The 16151-nt window shown below is 33.8% G+C and carries 16 protein-coding genes and 1 riboswitch; of the genes, 3 read left to right on the plus strand and 13 right to left on the minus strand.

Annotated features, from left to right (window positions below):
* The first annotated feature begins 117 nt into the window (after positions 1 to 117).
* Positions 118 to 675 carry a sigma-70 family RNA polymerase sigma factor gene (locus bsdE14_RS04675; RefSeq protein WP_264848800.1) on the plus strand — a complete coding sequence of 186 codons (558 nt, stop codon included), beginning with the start codon at positions 118 to 120 and terminating at the stop codon, positions 673 to 675.
* A 64-nt stretch (positions 676 to 739) separates the two neighbouring features.
* Here the strand turns inward: bsdE14_RS04675 and bsdE14_RS04680 are convergent, their stop codons facing one another.
* The 6 genes from bsdE14_RS04680 to bsdE14_RS04705 form a co-directional block, all read right to left on the minus strand.
* Positions 740 to 1465: a creatininase family protein gene (locus bsdE14_RS04680; RefSeq protein WP_264848801.1), complete on the minus strand. Its 726-nt coding sequence runs from the start codon at positions 1463 to 1465 to the stop codon at positions 740 to 742.
* 101 nt (positions 1466 to 1566) lie between these two features.
* Positions 1567 to 2571 carry an ABC transporter substrate-binding protein gene (locus tag bsdE14_RS04685; protein WP_264848802.1) on the minus strand — a complete coding sequence of 335 codons (1005 nt, stop codon included), beginning with the start codon at positions 2569 to 2571 and terminating at the stop codon, positions 1567 to 1569.
* A complete protein-coding gene (locus bsdE14_RS04690) occupies positions 2568 to 3311 on the minus strand; it encodes an ABC transporter permease (RefSeq protein ID WP_264848803.1) in 744 nt (247 codons plus the stop codon). The genes bsdE14_RS04685 and bsdE14_RS04690 overlap by 4 nt, the downstream gene beginning before the upstream one ends.
* Entirely contained in the window at positions 3308 to 4060 is a 753-nt protein-coding gene (locus tag bsdE14_RS04695) for an ABC transporter ATP-binding protein (protein WP_264848804.1), read from the minus strand. The genes bsdE14_RS04690 and bsdE14_RS04695 overlap by 4 nt, the downstream gene beginning before the upstream one ends.
* Positions 4060 to 4722 carry a thiaminase II gene (gene tenA / locus bsdE14_RS04700; protein WP_264848805.1) on the minus strand — a complete coding sequence of 221 codons (663 nt, stop codon included), beginning with the start codon at positions 4720 to 4722 and terminating at the stop codon, positions 4060 to 4062. Before tenA ends, bsdE14_RS04695 begins: the two co-directional genes overlap by 1 nt.
* A gap of 76 nt (positions 4723 to 4798) precedes the next feature.
* Positions 4799 to 4907, minus strand: a riboswitch (TPP riboswitch).
* Between the two features lie 38 nt (positions 4908 to 4945).
* Positions 4946 to 5560, minus strand: coding sequence for a TetR/AcrR family transcriptional regulator (locus bsdE14_RS04705; protein ID WP_264848806.1), 615 nt, complete (start codon positions 5558 to 5560; stop codon positions 4946 to 4948).
* A 204-nt stretch (positions 5561 to 5764) separates the two neighbouring features.
* Here bsdE14_RS04705 and bsdE14_RS04710 point away from each other — a divergent pair, with 204 nt between their 5' ends.
* On the plus strand, positions 5765 to 6598 hold the full coding sequence (locus bsdE14_RS04710) for a hypothetical protein (protein WP_264848807.1): 834 nt from the start codon (positions 5765 to 5767) through the stop codon (positions 6596 to 6598).
* A 63-nt stretch (positions 6599 to 6661) separates the two neighbouring features.
* Here the strand turns inward: bsdE14_RS04710 and bsdE14_RS04715 are convergent, their stop codons facing one another.
* The 5 genes from bsdE14_RS04715 to bsdE14_RS04735 all read right to left on the minus strand — a co-directional run bounded on the left by bsdE14_RS04715 (position 6662) and on the right by bsdE14_RS04735 (position 13014).
* Positions 6662 to 7525 carry a YjjW family glycine radical enzyme activase gene (locus bsdE14_RS04715; RefSeq protein WP_264848808.1) on the minus strand — a complete coding sequence of 288 codons (864 nt, stop codon included), beginning with the start codon at positions 7523 to 7525 and terminating at the stop codon, positions 6662 to 6664.
* Positions 7494 to 9020, minus strand: a complete 1527-nt coding sequence (locus bsdE14_RS04720; protein ID WP_264848809.1) for a YjjI family glycine radical enzyme — start codon at positions 9018 to 9020, stop codon at positions 7494 to 7496. Before bsdE14_RS04720 ends, bsdE14_RS04715 begins: the two co-directional genes overlap by 32 nt.
* A 168-nt stretch (positions 9021 to 9188) precedes the next feature.
* Positions 9189 to 9401, minus strand: coding sequence for a DUF6774 domain-containing protein (locus bsdE14_RS04725; protein WP_264848810.1), 213 nt, complete (start codon positions 9399 to 9401; stop codon positions 9189 to 9191).
* A 140-nt stretch (positions 9402 to 9541) separates the two neighbouring features.
* Positions 9542 to 11281 carry an ABC transporter ATP-binding protein gene (locus tag bsdE14_RS04730; protein ID WP_264848811.1) on the minus strand — a complete coding sequence of 580 codons (1740 nt, stop codon included), beginning with the start codon at positions 11279 to 11281 and terminating at the stop codon, positions 9542 to 9544.
* Positions 11281 to 13014 (minus strand): ABC transporter ATP-binding protein, encoded by a 1734-nt coding sequence (locus bsdE14_RS04735; RefSeq protein ID WP_264848812.1) that lies wholly within the window; start codon positions 13012 to 13014, stop codon positions 11281 to 11283. Before bsdE14_RS04735 ends, bsdE14_RS04730 begins: the two co-directional genes overlap by 1 nt.
* A gap of 154 nt (positions 13015 to 13168) precedes the next feature.
* Between bsdE14_RS04735 and bsdE14_RS04740 the strand changes: the two genes are divergently transcribed.
* Positions 13169 to 14035, plus strand: coding sequence for a LysR family transcriptional regulator (locus bsdE14_RS04740; protein ID WP_264848813.1), 867 nt, complete (start codon positions 13169 to 13171; stop codon positions 14033 to 14035).
* Positions 14036 to 14138: 103 nt separating this feature from the next.
* Here the strand turns inward: bsdE14_RS04740 and bsdE14_RS04745 are convergent, their stop codons facing one another.
* Both bsdE14_RS04745 and bsdE14_RS04750 read right to left on the minus strand, forming a co-directional pair.
* Positions 14139 to 15578 (minus strand): MFS transporter, encoded by a 1440-nt coding sequence (locus bsdE14_RS04745; protein ID WP_264848814.1) that lies wholly within the window; start codon positions 15576 to 15578, stop codon positions 14139 to 14141.
* A gap of 21 nt (positions 15579 to 15599) precedes the next feature.
* On the minus strand, positions 15600 to 16004 hold the full coding sequence (locus bsdE14_RS04750; protein WP_264848815.1) for a MerR family transcriptional regulator: 405 nt from the start codon (positions 16002 to 16004) through the stop codon (positions 15600 to 15602).
* Between the last annotated feature and the right edge of the window lie 147 nt (positions 16005 to 16151).

Genomic DNA, 16151 nt, shown 5'->3' on the forward strand with positions numbered 1-16151 from the left:
ATTTTATACCGTCTTATTCCTCCCGTAAAAATATGTTTATATATATTCTTATTGTAACATGTAATTGCCGGATTAAATGGAGCGCTCCTAAATTAAATATAAAGGAGAGATTAAAAAATGGACTTAGAAGCTTTAGTTTTAGAGGCAAAACGTGGCAATAAGGATGCCCTTGAAGAAATACTTAGTAGATTTAAAGGATTTATAATCAAAACTATAAGAGGTATTTATATTAGCGGCTATGAACCCGAGGATTTGCTGCAAATAGGGTATATGACCTTAATAAAAGCTGTACAAAAATATGAGTCCTATAATAATAGCAGCTTTGTTTCCTATGCAACTAGTGCAATAAAAAATAACTTTTATTATGAAATAAGACAAAAGAGTAAAATCCATTCCGAGAGCAGTCTCAACCTAGAAACTGAGGATGGTTTAATGATAATGGATAACTTATGTTCAGAGGAAAATATTGAAGAAACAATAATGCTTGAAGAGGATAAGCGTAAACTTATGGCTGCACTATCTATTTTAACAGAGGATGAAAGTGATTTTATACAATTTGTATATTTCCATGGCGGCAAGATTAAGGAATATTCTGATTTGCATAATATAAAATATGTAACACTTATAAAGAAAAAAGAAAGAATTCTAAAAAAATTAAGACTGCTATTAGCATAGACTAAGAGCACTACAGATTCTAAGTAATTAAATCAGTAGTGCTCTTAAACTATAAAAATAAAATTTATTCTTCAGTATAGTACTTTTCATCCTTCATTGCATGAACAACCTGAATTATCTTATCAACTAACAACTTAAATATTTTTTCTCCCTTTTCTCTAGTAGCAAGAGTGGCGTCCCCAGATAGTGCATTTTCATAAATCACCTTACCCCTATCCTTAAAGTAAACTCTAAAGGTAGGTCTTTTAGTATTTTTCATAGCTTTATCCATCTGCACTAGCTTTTCATCATAATATAAAATGGCTGAAGTCTCATCTTCTCCGGCATGCCCTTGTCCCTCTGTTACAGTCAATATTTCCTTTGAAAAATCCAACCACCAATTAATTATGGTCACGTCAATTCCTAAGGTCATTAACCTCTCTGAAGTTAGGTTTAATGCATTTATATTTCCCCCATGGCCATTTAAAAATATTACTTTCTTTATGCCATTGTCAGCCATGCTTTTAGCAACATAGAATAAGTATTCTGCTAATACCTGAGATGGCACGTGTATGGTTCCTGGATATACTGATAAGTCAAAGCTTTGACCATATGGCACCTCTGGTGCTATCCAAATTTCACCACCAATTTTCTTCTCTAGAAGTTCACAAAACAATCTAGGTGAAAATACATCTGTACCTAAAGGCAAGTGATGTCCATGAGCTTCAACAGAACCTATAGGTATTATTACTACCTGAGACTTTGATAAATTACTTTTAAAATCATCTGAAGTATAATTAACCATGTACATATATATCCCTCCCTATATCCACATTATAGCAAAGCCTGTATTATTATTCTATAAACAGAATCCCCATGAATTTAAAATTATGGAGATTCAAAATTATCTATTTACTTTAATATATCTACATAAAAGTCTTCGGCTTTAACCTTTTCTTTAAGAAGCCCTTTTTGACCAAGCCACTCTATGTTGTCCTCCCAAACCTTCTTATCTTGGGATAAAAATGGTTTATCCTTTAGCTCCATTTTAGGTAGCAATGTTTCAACACTTTTCTTTTCTACTTCTTCTATAAGTGGAAAATTATCTTTCTGCTGATTCTTCATAAGAATTGCTAATGCCTTATCTGGATTTTGCTTCATAAATTCAAAACCCTTTTGTGAGGCTCTCATAAACTTCTTTAACACTTCTGGCTTTTGCTTTATAGTATTGTCACTAGCAACAAATATTAGCTCATAGTAATTAGGCACACCATATTTTGATGGATCAAAATAATTTACTTCATGCCCTTCATGCTGCATAACAGGTACTTCATGGTTAATAAGCCCACCAGTAGTAGCATCAACTTTTTTAGTTATCATGGATGAAAGCAAGTCAAAACCTACATCTACAAACTTTACTGAGTTTGGATCTCCTCCATCCTTAGCAACCATGGTTTTAACATAATCCACATTTAAAGGATTTCCTGAATACCCTACAGTCTTTCCTGATAGGTCCTTTGGGGAATTAATATTTTTTTCCTTTATTGAAATAATAACATTTAAAGGTGATTGTACTATAGAACCTATAGCCTTTATAGGAACTTTTTCATTTGATCGTGCCATAATGACATCAGGTTGATAGTATATACCCACCTCTGCTTTACCTGCTGCTGGAAGTGTAAGTGGATCAGTAGGGTTTGCTGGAAACTTAATATTTACCTTCAATCCTTCCTCTTTATAATATCCATTTTCAATAGCAGCATATATAAAGCTATGTACTGCATTTGGATACCAGTCAAGCACTAGATCCATTTCTTCCAGCTTGTCTGCACTGGCAGCTGCTTGCTTTTTTGAGCAGCCTACAGCTGCAAACATAAAAACAACTAATAATAATGATAAGTATCTAAATTTTTTCATACTTCATTCCTCCATTTAACAATTTTATTTTCTATTAAATTAATTATAGCTACTAAGATTATAGCTACTATAGACAACAATACAATTGGAGCAAATACTCCTGCTCCGTCAAGCTGAATCATCATTCTCTTGCTAAAATAACCAAGCCCTTCTTGAGCTCCAAGCCATTCACTGATTGCAGCTCCAATTACACTAAGTGGAACAGCTACCTTTAATGCCGAAAAGAAATATGGCAGAGAGGATGGAAACTTTAGCTTGCAAAATATTTGAACTTTACTTGCTCCATATGTAATTAAAAGTTCCTCCATCTCCCGTTTAGTAGAGCGTAATCCATCATATACATTCACAGTGATTGGAAAGAAGGTTATAAGGATTGTAACTATAACCTTACTCCAAATGCTATATCCGAACCACAGCACAAATATTGGAGCCAATGCCGTAACAGGAATAGTCTGTGTAACTACTACAATTGGATATATTGCCCTTTCAATACTGCTGTTTAAGCTCATAGCCACTGCTAGCGCTACACCTAAAATAATAGAAATAGCAAGTCCAAAAAGTGTTATAATCATAGTTGCTGGAAGATGCACTAAAAATAAATCTTTTCTTAAAAGCCACATTTTTTCTACAATTTTTGAAGGAGATGGTAATATGTACATAGCATTTATATATCTGGCCAACATCTCCCAGGCAATAATTAAAAGGGAACCTAAGATTATTGATGATGTATACTTTTTCATAATTCTACCCTCTGTTTTAACTCATTTATTAATTCTTCCTTTATGCTGAGTATGTCCTTATTACTTAGCATATGCCTATCTCTTGGATAGCTCATTGGAATATTTATTTCTTTCAATTTACTTATTGGCTTTTCAGATATAGCATATATTTTATTTGATAAAAACAGTGCTTCTTCTACATCGTGAGTAATGAACAATATTGTCTTTTTAAGCTTGCAATATTGTGCTTGCAGCCACTCCTGCATATTTAATTTGGTTATAGCATCTAGAGCACTAAATGGCTCATCTAAAAGTAAAATATCAGCACCAGTTATAAGTGTCCTAATAAATGAAACCCTCTGTCTCATTCCTCCTGACAAATCCTTTGGATATTTATGCTTGTATTCATTAAAGCCAAAGGAATCTAAAAGCTCACCAGCCTTTGCTATAGCTTCCTTAGCTTTAACTCCTCTTACTTCTAAAGGTAAAGATACATTCTGAGCTATGGTCCTCCATGAAATCAATAAATCCTTTTGGGGCATGTACCCGATATGTCCCTTCAAATCACTTACTTGTTTATCCTCTAAAAAGATACTTCCACTCTCTGCCTTTTCCAGTCCGCAAATAAGTCTAAAAATAGTACTCTTTCCACAGCCGCTAGGTCCAACTATGCTCACAAATTCACCCTTATTTACAGTAAAATTCAAATCCTTTATAAGTAATTTTGACTCATTTCTATATTTAAAGTCTACATTGCAAAAGCTAAGCATTAATTCATCCCCTTGTTATATGACATATCCCAAAACATGTATTCATACCTGCTTGTATTAATAAATATTTCCTCTAGCTTTTTAAGTTCACTTTCACACATATTTTCAGCAAGGCTGTTCACTAAATCAACAATCCACTTAGTACTTTCTTCATATTCTTTAGATACATAACCTTTAATCCATTCTCCATAAAATTCATGTTCAGCAGCTCCAGGGATTCTGTTTAAGTACTTACCAATCTCTAGGTAGCTCCACATACATGCAAGCAGTGCTGCTGCAACATCAGCCAAGGACCCCATTTGAGATACTGCCAGCATATAGTGAGTATAAGAAATGTTAGTTAGAGATGCTTTTGCAGCTGCTACCTCCTCTTGTGTAATATTAAGCCTTTTCATATAAGATCGATGAATGCTCATTTCGCCATTCAATATAGCATCTACAGACTTTGCAAACCCCTTCATAACCTCTTCACTGTCAGCCTTTACAACCCCTAGCGCGTATATTTTTGCATAATCTAAAAGATAAAGATAATCCTGAATCATATAGTATTTAAACCTATCAATTTCTAAAGTTCCATTGCCTATACCTTTTATAAATGGATGCTCATAATATGTACCCCAAATATCCTTAACCTTCTCAAATAATCTATCAGTAAACTTCATTTGATACTCCCCTTCCTGTTTTAAAGCAAAATAAAAAGGCACAAACCTGATAAGAGATTTGTACCTTTAACTTTCTGCATACAAAAAAACCTCTTCCTACGCTGGTATTATCCAGATCAGGTTAAAGGGTCTAAGAATTTCGTTCTTACTCTCAGCTGGCAACACCAGCCCCCCTGGGATTTTATACTTACTTTATTCAATTAAATCTTACAGCCCTATATTACTACATTATTCCTATATGGTCAAGCTTATCTAAATAGTCCATAAATGATGGTATCCCTACTTTTAAAATGTGGTGATAAACCTCTGCAAGCTCCTCATCATCAGTTATATTAGAATTAAGCAGCAGCTGCATAACTATACCATCTATAGCACCAATAAGTAGCGAAGCAAAAGCCCTATTATATTTATTATCATGCTTTCCATACATATTTTCAATTAGCTCTACAGTATGATCTATCCATTCCTTATATTTAAACTTAAACTTTTCAGTAAGCTCTATATTTCCAAGCATAGCCTCCTGAGCGAGATAGAACTGCACTCGGTTTTCATCATTTTTATTAAATCTCTTAGCTATATTTTCATAAATTTCTTCTATTAGTTCATCTCTGCTTTGCTTTTTGCTATGAGACTTTTCTGCAATTCTTGAGGCCTCAGAAAGGCTTTTATCCATCACATCATATAATATATCTTCTTTGCTTTTATAATAATGATAAATAGCACCAGTGCTCATACCTGCCTCTTCAGCTATAGTCCTAATAGTAGCACCAGTTATTCCATTTTTGCATATAACATTTTTCGCTGCCTCTATAATTTTCTGCTTTCCTTCAGTAGACATGAGTACACCACTCCAATTCTATTACTAACTTAGATTATATCACAAAAGATTAATTGATTATATTCTCAGAAAATTCACGCCAAACATTTACACCTTATTACATTTATGCTATATTAGTATTATACCGAACAGTCGTTATGTTTTTAGTAATGCTTCTAATTTAAGTGGATTAGCATAACGGTTTAATAAAAAGGGGGCTTTTTTATGAACATTCCTGTATGGCAATATGTTTTATCTATGGGGGGATATTTTGCATTATTGCTGCTAATTGTAGAAGGTATGCGAAAATACTACAAGTTTGCAAATTGGTTTTGGATTGCAACTCTTCTTACCATTCCACTTTGGCTAATGGGTGGAATAGTAGGCTGGTTCCGCTGGGCGAAAACCCTTAGCGTTATACTACCTACCATTGTTGTAGGTCTTGCTAGAGTTTCAAATTATGAAAAGCGTAAAGGCAAGCTATGGGAATTTCTTCAGAAAAACTGGATTTTATGGTTTTTCTACGGAATACTATTCCTAAATATAATGGAAGCTACTATTAAAGATTTAACTTTAGGCAATATCTTTAATTCACTCTGTGGTTTCTTGCTATGTGTTACTATGCCTTTTCCAAAAAAGTTCTGGAAGATTTCCGAAGAAAAGTATGGTGACCTAATATGCTATACTACAGTAGCCTGGAATCTCTTATATACAACCTGGAATCTCTGTTTTGTATATTCTGAATCACCAGTATATTTTGCTAGCTCTGTATGCATACTTGCAGCAGCGGAAATATATCCTCTTATTAAAAAGAGGCCTGAGCTCTACATAACTGCCCGTGTTTACACATTAGCAACTCATATTTTAATTCGTGCCTGCTGGAGCAGCCTGTTCCCTGCACTTATGGATGCCTCTGCTTGGCATAATGATACTGTAATGAAATATTGGGGAATAGTTAATTGTATACTTATAATTCCATATGTATTCTGGTATATGTGGCAGCTTCATGCAGGAAAAGCTGATGTTAGCTTTAGAAGAGGTAAAGTAGAATCAGTATAAATAATTTAAGTCCCCCGTGATTTAAAAAGCACGAGGGACTTATTATTTAAAGTGTTTTTAAAATTAAATAATTAATTCAATATTTTTAACGCCTATATCCTTTACCTTTTCAGCAAGTTGTCTCACATAAGCTTCTGAGGGTATCTTTGCTTTTATCTTATCCTTTTCAGCATCACTAAGTCCTGCAGCATGGACCCTTATGAGTTTATAAATAACCTCGGGATAATCCTTAAGTATGTTTGCAACTGTAGTTACAGTGTTTTCAATATCCATATAATCTTCAATAAGTACAGTTCTTACCTCATATACTTTATCCATACTCAAAAGATATTTTAAATTTTCTATATTATTTTTAAGTTTTGTTTCACAGAGGCTCTGGATTTTATCCACAGCTTTTATATCTACCATGAACTTGTCTGTGACTTTTATAAGCTCAGCTATTTCATCTTTATCAAAAAAGCCATTTGTATCAACAAAGCAGGTAAGCCCTAAAGGCCTTACCATTTTGAATAATTCAGTTATAAAATCTGCTCTTAATGTAGGCTCACCGCCTGAAACTGTAATGCCTCTTATAAAGAGCTTATATTCATCAATAATGTTGTATAACTCCTGAGCACTATATAAAGTTGTCCTTGGAGAAGAATTAAAGCGGCAGGTTCTAATACACTGATCACACTCTGCACAAACTTTTTCCTCAAAATTCACCTTTCCATCAATGTTTTTTATTGCTTTTGTTGGACACTTAATCACGCATTCACCGCAATTAATGCAGTGATTTATAGTCTCTGGGTTATGACAATAAACACATCTTATATTGCACCCCTGAAAAAATATTGCTAATCTGTTTCCTGGTCCATCCACATTGGAAAAAGGTATAATTCTGTTTACAACAGCCTTATTCTCCATCTTTTCTAACTCTTCTCTCAAATACATGAGCCCTGTCATTTGATCCAAAGCCTAATATATCTGTATCCCTAAGCATTGCCTGGCCTTGTCCAGCCTTCATAGCATCACTCTTTTTTACTAAGTAGCCCGTAACTCTAATTAGGTCTGTGTTATTAAGGTAGGTTGTAATGTACCTAGCTCCAGAAGCAAAAGCTCCCTCTATTATATCAAGCACAGCATCTAATTTATTTAAGTAGGTTTGGTCTAGAGCAAATAAATCTCCAGTGCCTGAGATGAAATACTCATGGAAAGGTGCTGCTTGTTTAATATGCACTGGCAGAATAGGCTCATCCCCTATTGCTATTCTATGAGCTGGAGTATTATCATAATCCTCTGCACTCAAACTTGCACCTACTTGAGCATGCATAAGGTATCTATCATTAGTTCTCTCACAGTATACAGCTTCATGGGTATTTGCAATACCATCTACAACCTTTAGTATGCTGTGTCCTATTTCATCACCGCGCTTTGAAGTACCAAATCTCTCATTTAACCCTTCAAGCTTTAAAATATAATTTACTGCATCAGCAAGTCCAACAATTCCAAACATTGCTGTGAAGTTTTCTCTCTTTATGAAGCCCTCTTTTACAAGAAATGATGTTTCAAAGAAATTTGACTTTTCAACAAGAAACTTTATTCTCTTATCTATCATAGTAGCCATAGCATTAGTCACCTTCGGCAGCCTGTGATTTAATAATTCCTCTAGTGACTTAACACCTTTTACAATTGTTCCGAGTCTTAGTCTTGGAAGAGTATAGGCCCCGCCGCCGTGAGGAAGTGCATTGTAGCAGCTTACTATTCTGTGATCCCCTACATCATGACAATACTTTTTATCATTACTGAAGGATGGTTTTGACACCTTTAAGCATGCCTCAGCAGCCTTTAACGCAAAGTCCCTTGGTGTAATATCTTTATCATATCTTATAGTCATATTAGGTGTAGGATTTTCAAGCTCCATTACCGCTTTCAATATAAGCTCGCCTGCTTTGGTCTTTTCAGGTCCTATATCTGCATGACAGAAGGAATCTGCTATAGTCTTGTCCACATGATTTAAAAACCTTTTGATTTTTATATAATCCTTCACTTCATCTGTTATAAATGGATCTATTAGCTTATCAAGATCACCTATAAATACAGGAAAGGAAGTTATTGAAGGTACATGGCTGTATAGAATTAAGAGACTATCAAGCAGTTCGTCCAAGTCCTCAGGAGGCTTTATATCTAAAAATTCACAGCCTTTAGATAATAGTACATAGTAGTCTGGAACAATATATCTAGGACTGTATATTGCATATCCTTCATTTAAATCGCAAATCATTTCATTTTCAATATACATCATTTCTTCATCAGTATAGCCAAGTATATCTCTAGGATCTAAGAGCCTCCCTGCTACGCCTGCAAGATTAACAAGCTTTTGTTGATAAGTTAAACCTTTACTCGTTGCAATGTCTAAAATATCGCTCATATTTGATCTCATATAAACAACTCCTAACCACTAATAATATGATAAAAGTTATTTGATAAAAAACAAATAACTTTTACTCTTAATATATATATTTTACATCAGCATAGTATATTAAACAAGCATCTTTATAAACTATAGTTTAACTTATAAATTTATGTTTACGTAAATTTAGCCTTTATTCTATTCCTTATCATTTGTATTATTCTTTTCTTCTTGAATACTAATTAAAAATTCTTTTTGTGCTGCAATTAATGAAACTGAATCACCTAACGTTGAAAGAAATTCCCCTAGTATGTTTAGCTCTCCAGCTGTTCTTCCTTCAGATATGGCTACAGCTAAAAAGCTAGCAAACAATGTAAGCTGTTCTGGTTCTATATCATCAAAAAAAAGCATATAAATCACCTCTATTGTTTGATAGTTCATTATATGTTATACAATTAGACAAGTGCCAAATTAAGCTGTATTATTAAGAAAACTAAAAAAGTTAGGAAACTTACATAAGAATCCTAACTTTAAAATATACATATTAAATCTTATTGACCTTCATATTGACTATAATATAGCTTAGAATAAAATCCTTTCCTCTGCAGCAATTCTTCATGATTACCTTGTTCTACTATTTGTCCGTTATTTAGTACAAGGATTAAATCAGCTTCCTTAATAGTAGAAAGCCTATGAGCAATAATGAAGCTTGTTCTTCCCTTCATCATCTTATCAAAAGCCTTTTGAATATTAGCTTCTGTTCTTGTATCTACACTGCTTGTTGCTTCATCTAGTATCAGCATGGATGGCAGTGCAAGCATAACTCTTGCTATGGTAAGCAGCTGCTTTTGCCCTTGGGATAGATTACCTCCACCTTCAGTAATCAAAGTATCATATCCCCTATGAAGCCTTTTTATAAAACTATGAGCATTTGCTGCCTTCGCTGCCGCAATTATCTCTTCTTCTGTGGCCTCTGGCTTTCCATAGGAGATATTATCACGTATTGTACCTGAAAAAAGCCAAGTATCCTGAAGCACCATTCCAAAGGATTTTCTAACACTGTCCTTTGTAACTGTTTTTATATCTATATCATCAACAAAGATTTTTCCATTGTCCACCTCATAGAACCTCATAAGTAGATTAACAAGAGTTGTTTTACCAGCACCAGTTGGTCCAACAATGGCTATGCGGCTTCCGCTTTCCACCTTTAGATTAAAGTTTTTTATAAGAGGTCTTTCTTTAGAATAGGAAAAAGAAACATTATTAAAGCTAACCTTTCCATTAGTACTACTCAAAGTAATTAAGTCCTCACTTTCAGGCATTTCTTCCTCTTTATCTAAAATTTTAAATACCCTTTCTGCTGAAGCAATAGCAGCTTGCAGCTGCGTTGCAACACTAGTTATATTGTTTATTGGCTGAGAAAATTGAGTTGAATAAGTTAAAAAGCTAGAAATATTACCTATAGTAAGTCTTCCTGCTATGGCAGATAATCCTCCAGTTATACCAAGTAATATATAGGTTATATTGTTAACAAGCCTTGTAGATGGGTTAACTAGGGATGAATAAAATTGTGCCCATCTTCCACATTTATAAAGCCTTTGATTAATTTCATTGAATTTTTCCTGTGACCTTTCCTCGTAGCCAAAAGCTTTCACTATCTTTTGATTACCTATAATTTCTTCAATATATCCATTTAATTCTCCAATTGTTTTTGATTGCTCCTTAAATAATCTATTAGAGCTTTTCGTAATAAAAGAAGCAATTTTAAAACATACTGGTGTCATCAATACTACTACCATTGTAATAGCAGGGCTTAAAACCGCCATGAAAATAAGAGAACCAACAATAGCTACAATTCCAGATACAAATTGTGTAATTCCTTGATAAAGCCCTTCTGATACAAATTCAAGATCATTTGTAAGCCTTGTCATAATCTCACCATGAGCATTATCATCATAAAACTTTAGAGGCATTCTAGTTAGCTTTTCAAAAGCATCACTTCTAATATCCTCTATTGTTCTATTAGCTATAATACTTGTAAGTACTTGAAGTCCCCACTGAAATACAGCACTTGTAACATACAGAGCCGCAACTACAATTATTATTTTTAATACTGCATTAAAGTCAACTTGCCCTTTTCCTACAATTTTATCAATACCTTTTCCCACTATATATGGACCAATAATTACTAACACATTACCTAAGATAGCTGTAATTATAGAAAAAACAACATGCATTTTATACTTTTTTATATAGCTAAAAAGCCTCTTTAAGGTTTTATTCTTATCCATTATTCCACCTCGCCATTAAACTGTGAATTATATATTTCCCTATACACTTCACACTTTTCCAGCAGTTCATCATTGTTTCCTATGGACACAATTTCACCATCATCCATAACAATTATCTTATCAGCGTTTTTAATTGTAGCTATTCTTTGTGTAACTACAACAACAGTCATATTACTTGTACTTTCCTTTAGCTGCTTTCTAAGTGCTGCATCCGTTGCATAGTCTAGAGCACTTGAACTGTCATCTAAAATAAGTACCTTAGGTTTTTTCACTAGCGCTCTTGCTATGGTAAGTCTCTGCTTTTGGCCACCTGATAAATTAATTCCACCTTGAGAAATCAGCGTATTATATCCATCAGGCAGCCTTTTTATAAAATCATTTGACTGTGCAGTTTTAGCTGCTTCAACTATTTCTTCTATACTTGCACTTTCATTGCCCCACCTTATGTTTTCAATAACAGTACCAGTAAATAAAACAGCCTTTTGGGCTACAAGTCCTATGTTTTTTCTTAGTTCCTTCTGAGACTGCTCTCTTACATCTATGCCATTTATTAATACTGCACCTTCTGAAACATCATAAAAACGACAAATTAAATTAATTAATGTAGTTTTCCCAGAGCCTGTAGAGCCAATGATTCCAACAGTCTCTCCCTGATTTATTTTAAAGGAAATATTTCTTAAGGCATATTCAGAAGCTTCCTTATAAGAAAAGCTCACATTTTTAAATTCTATTAATGCTTCCCTTTTAATCCCATTAATAACCGCATTTTTATCTGATCTGTCTACTACAGAAGGTTCAGCAGCTAAGACTTCATTAACACGATTAGCAGAAGCTGCAGCCTTGGTAAAGGTAATTACTAAATTTGCTAACACAATTAGTGCTGATAAAATAATATTTATGTAATTTATATAAGCAATTATTTCTCCTTGAGTCATGCTTCCTGAATATACCTGTACTCCGCCAAACCATAATACTGCTGCAACGCCTAAATTTATTATTACAATTGTCACTGGGTTTAATAGTGCAGATATCCTACCCACTGCAATCGCAGTTTCTGCATATTCTCTATTTACTTTATTGAATCTTTTTCTTTCATTATCAATCCTAGCAAAGGCTCTAACCACTCTCACCCCAGATAAATTTTCCCTTACCACAGTAGAAACTCCATCAAGCCTTTTTTGAACATTTTTATATAGCGGAATAGTCTTTGACATTATCATATATAGAGTTCCTGCAAAAACAGGCATAATAACAAATAAAATTATAGACAGCTTTAAATTTATTGCCATTGCCATAATAAGTCCGCCTATACACAAAAATGGAACTCTAATTACAAGTCTTATAAGCATAGCTACTGCGAACTGAAGCTGATTTACATCACTAGTAATTCTATTAACCAAAGAAGTAGTTCCAAACATATCTATTTCATTAAAAGAAAATTCACCTATCTTTTCAAATATCCTATTTCTAAGGTCTGTTCCAAAACCTTGGGACACAATTGATGCATAGTACTGGCATACATATGCTGAACCTGCACCTATAATTGCAGTTAATATCATAAGTGCTCCTATTTTAAAAACATATCCTGAATTACCAGCCTTTACACCATAGTCAATAAGTCTAGCCATGAAGAATGGAATAAGTAATTCTAAGATTGCTTCTAGCAGTTTAAATGCCGGGCCAAGTATTACCTGCTTTTTATATGGTTTTAAAAATTTTATCAGCTTAAACACAAGCACTTCCTCCAATTCTATTTTGTATCTATAAATAATTTCCCTTGTTATCTGTATCTAAATACGTTATTATAATATCACAAATTATGACATACAAAAAATATTTAATATATATGCATTCCATACAATTTTTATATGATAGGAGGTTTAATAATTGGATATTAAGCAACTTAAATACTTTCTAACTATTGCAGAGGAGGAACAGATAACCTCAGCTGCTAAAAAGCTGAATATGTCTCAGCCGCCACTGAGCTATCAACTTAAAACTCTGGAGGATGAACTAGGTGTAAGGCTAGTAGATAGGGGGAGTAAGAAAATTCACCTCACTGACGCAGGACAAGTCTTGAGGAACCGTGCTGAGCAAATTGTTGAACTTACTGAGGTTACATATAAAGAATTAAGAGATTTAAGCAAGGGCATGCAGGGAACATTATCTATAGGCACAGTTTCCTCTTCAGGCCCTACACTATTTGATAAAAGATTAAAGATATTTCATGACGTATATCCTTTAGTTAATTTTGAAATATATGAGGGCAACACCTATAAAATAATTGAGTATCTCCATAATGGATTAATACAAATAGGAATTGTAAGGACTCCATTTAATATGGAAGGCTTTGATTACATTCTAGCTGATCCAGAACCTATGGTAGCAGTAATGAGTCAAACTCTTGACTGGGACAATAAAAATGAAAAAATTTCACTTTTGGAACTAAAAGATAAGCCATTAATTGTTTACAGGAGATTTGAAGCTCTGATAAAAGAGAGATGTGAAAGCGCTGGCTTTGAACCAAAGTTTTTCTGCAAAAATGATGATGCCAGAACTACTTTGCTATGGGCTGCATCTGGACTTGGAATCGGAATTGTACCATATTCTGCAATTAATCTTGTTCCAAATAACAATCTAAAACTTAAGATAATAGAAGATTCTTTTCTTCAATCACAAATTGCAGCAATTTGGATAAAAGATAAATATATATCTACTAGTGCCAAACACTTTTTAGATATTTTTAGAGGTTAGATTATAATGATATTTTAAAATGGTTAAATAAAACAATAAGTTACAAAACTGATGATATATAAAAACTCGGGTTCACACCCGAGTTTTATATATTTTATTAATTTTATGCTGCATTTTCTTCTTGAGACCAAACTGGCTCTGGTCCTCTCAGATAAGATATTACAGCAGCGATTATACTGAATATAAAGGATATAGTAAAAGCCATTCTTAATCCTGAAACAAATTGTCCAATGGCAATACCTTCTGAACCTACTTGAGTGCCTATAAATAAGGCCTGCATTGCATCTGGTGATATACTAGAAGATATTATTGCCATAGATATAGCTATACTTAATACATTTCCAGCATTAGTTGCCATTGTTCTAACGCCTGCAGCTACTCCTCTTTTATTGGCAGGAACCATACCCATTATGGCACTTGTATTTGGTGAGAAGAACATTCCAGAGCCTATTCCCATAATAAGCATCCATATAACAAGTTCTGCTACTGATGTTGTGGATGTTATAAACATCATACCAAGCAACCCTATTGCTGATACTAGTAGTCCTACGGAACTTAAAATTCTTGCACCATATTTGTCTGATAAATATCCGCTAATTGGAGAAATTATCATCATTGATATAGCCATAGGGGCTAATAGCATACCAGCAACTATTGGGTCAATTCCCTTAATTCCTTGAAAGAAAAATATAAGCAGGAAGGTAACTGCCCCTCTAGCCACACCATTCAAAAGATTACTTGCATAGGCAAAAGCTAATACCCTTGTTTTTAAAAGCCTTAAATCAAGCATAGGCTCCTCTGTTTTATTTTCTATTCTAACAAACCACCATAAAAGTGCTATAGAAACTGCAATAAGACCTATTACAGCAAAGTTGAACCACCCAATAAATCCGCCAAAGGATAATGCTACTAAAAGTGCTAGCATACCAGTTGAAAATGTTAATGTACCTTTTATATCAAATTTTTGTTTTTCTGATAGTACGCTTGTCTCCTTAAGCTGAAATGCAGCCCAAAGAGTTCCTATAATGCCTATTGGAATATTTATATAAAATATACTTCTCCAGCCTACATTTATCAAAAAACCACCTAATATTGGTCCTATAACTGAAGCTATACTTATAATCATGCTATTAATCCCTAAAGCCTTTCCAAGTTCTTTTTTAGGAAATGCATCTGCCACTATTGCAGTACTATTAGCCACCATTAAAGAGCCCCCAACTGCTTGGATTAATCTATATATTAAAAGCTGTACTCCTGTTTGAGATATTGCGCATAGCAAGGATGCAACAGTAAATAGCGCAAAGCCACTTACGTAAAGCTTCTTTCTACCTACCATATCGGCCATTCTTCCTATAGATGGAACTAATATAGTCATAGCAAGCATATATCCCATGATTGTCCAAGTAACAACGTTCATACTTGCATTTAAGTCTTTCATTATAACCGGAAGTGCTATCATTAATGTGCTTCCACTTAATACAGAAAATAGTGCACCTATAGTTGTACAGGAAAGTGCTATCCATTTATAATTATCTTTCTTCATTTCATGTCCTCCATTAGTATATTATTTGCTGCGATCTAATTCTTCCAACCTTTCAAGAAGTTCTTCATATTTATTCATAGCTCTATTTAGAATTTTCTGTTTCCCCTCAACAAGCTTGATTTGCTCTTTAATTATTTCCTTAGATTTGTTTACTAGTTCCACATCCTGCTTCTCCCCCCTAAATATACTCTTTAAATCCATTTCAAGCTCAAAAATATCCCTTACTTCATTTAGAGAGAAGCCTAAAGTGTCTCTTAGTTCTCTAATCCTTACAATTTTTTCTACATCTTCTTCTGTATACATTCTGTAAGAGGACTCAGTCCTAACTGGCTTTATTAGTTTAATATCCTCATAATATCTTATAGCCCTTTTAGTGAGGCCAGTTCTTGTAGCAACTTCTTCAATTCTATAATATTTACTCTCCATAATATCACCCGCCGTTAAATATTTTACTCTTCTATAACCTTAACGCCAAGGTTATAGTTTTTTTAATTCTCTTCTTACCTTTTTATATTTGTACCGTTTATCTTTTATTGCTTGATAGCTAAGGTTATTCTATATACTTATTAAAAA

It is taken from the genome of Clostridium omnivorum (assembly GCF_026012015.1).
In the GTDB taxonomy this organism is placed as follows: Bacteria; Bacillota; Clostridia; order Clostridiales; family Clostridiaceae; genus Clostridium_AX; species Clostridium_AX omnivorum.

Coding starts and splice junctions, on each gene's coding strand:
- bsdE14_RS04730 (WP_264848811.1), bottom strand. CDS start 11,281: ATGGATAAGAATAAAACCTTAAAGAGGCTTTTTAGCTATATAAAAAAG.
- bsdE14_RS04720 (WP_264848809.1), bottom strand. CDS start 9,020: ATGAGATCAAATATGAGCGATATTTTAGACATTGCAACGAGTAAAGGT.
- bsdE14_RS04725 (WP_264848810.1), bottom strand. CDS start 9,401: ATGCTTTTTTTTGATGATATAGAACCAGAACAGCTTACATTGTTTGCT.
- bsdE14_RS04710 (WP_264848807.1), top strand. CDS start 5,765: ATGAACATTCCTGTATGGCAATATGTTTTATCTATGGGGGGATATTTT.
- bsdE14_RS04675 (WP_264848800.1), top strand. CDS start 118: ATGGACTTAGAAGCTTTAGTTTTAGAGGCAAAACGTGGCAATAAGGAT.
- bsdE14_RS04745 (WP_264848814.1), bottom strand. CDS start 15,578: ATGAAGAAAGATAATTATAAATGGATAGCACTTTCCTGTACAACTATA.
- bsdE14_RS04690 (WP_264848803.1), bottom strand. CDS start 3,311: ATGAAAAAGTATACATCATCAATAATCTTAGGTTCCCTTTTAATTATT.
- bsdE14_RS04685 (WP_264848802.1), bottom strand. CDS start 2,571: ATGAAAAAATTTAGATACTTATCATTATTATTAGTTGTTTTTATGTTT.
- bsdE14_RS04705 (WP_264848806.1), bottom strand. CDS start 5,560: ATGTCTACTGAAGGAAAGCAGAAAATTATAGAGGCAGCGAAAAATGTT.
- bsdE14_RS04680 (WP_264848801.1), bottom strand. CDS start 1,465: ATGTACATGGTTAATTATACTTCAGATGATTTTAAAAGTAATTTATCA.
- tenA (WP_264848805.1), bottom strand. CDS start 4,722: ATGAAGTTTACTGATAGATTATTTGAGAAGGTTAAGGATATTTGGGGT.
- bsdE14_RS04695 (WP_264848804.1), bottom strand. CDS start 4,060: ATGCTTAGCTTTTGCAATGTAGACTTTAAATATAGAAATGAGTCAAAA.
- bsdE14_RS04750 (WP_264848815.1), bottom strand. CDS start 16,004: ATGGAGAGTAAATATTATAGAATTGAAGAAGTTGCTACAAGAACTGGC.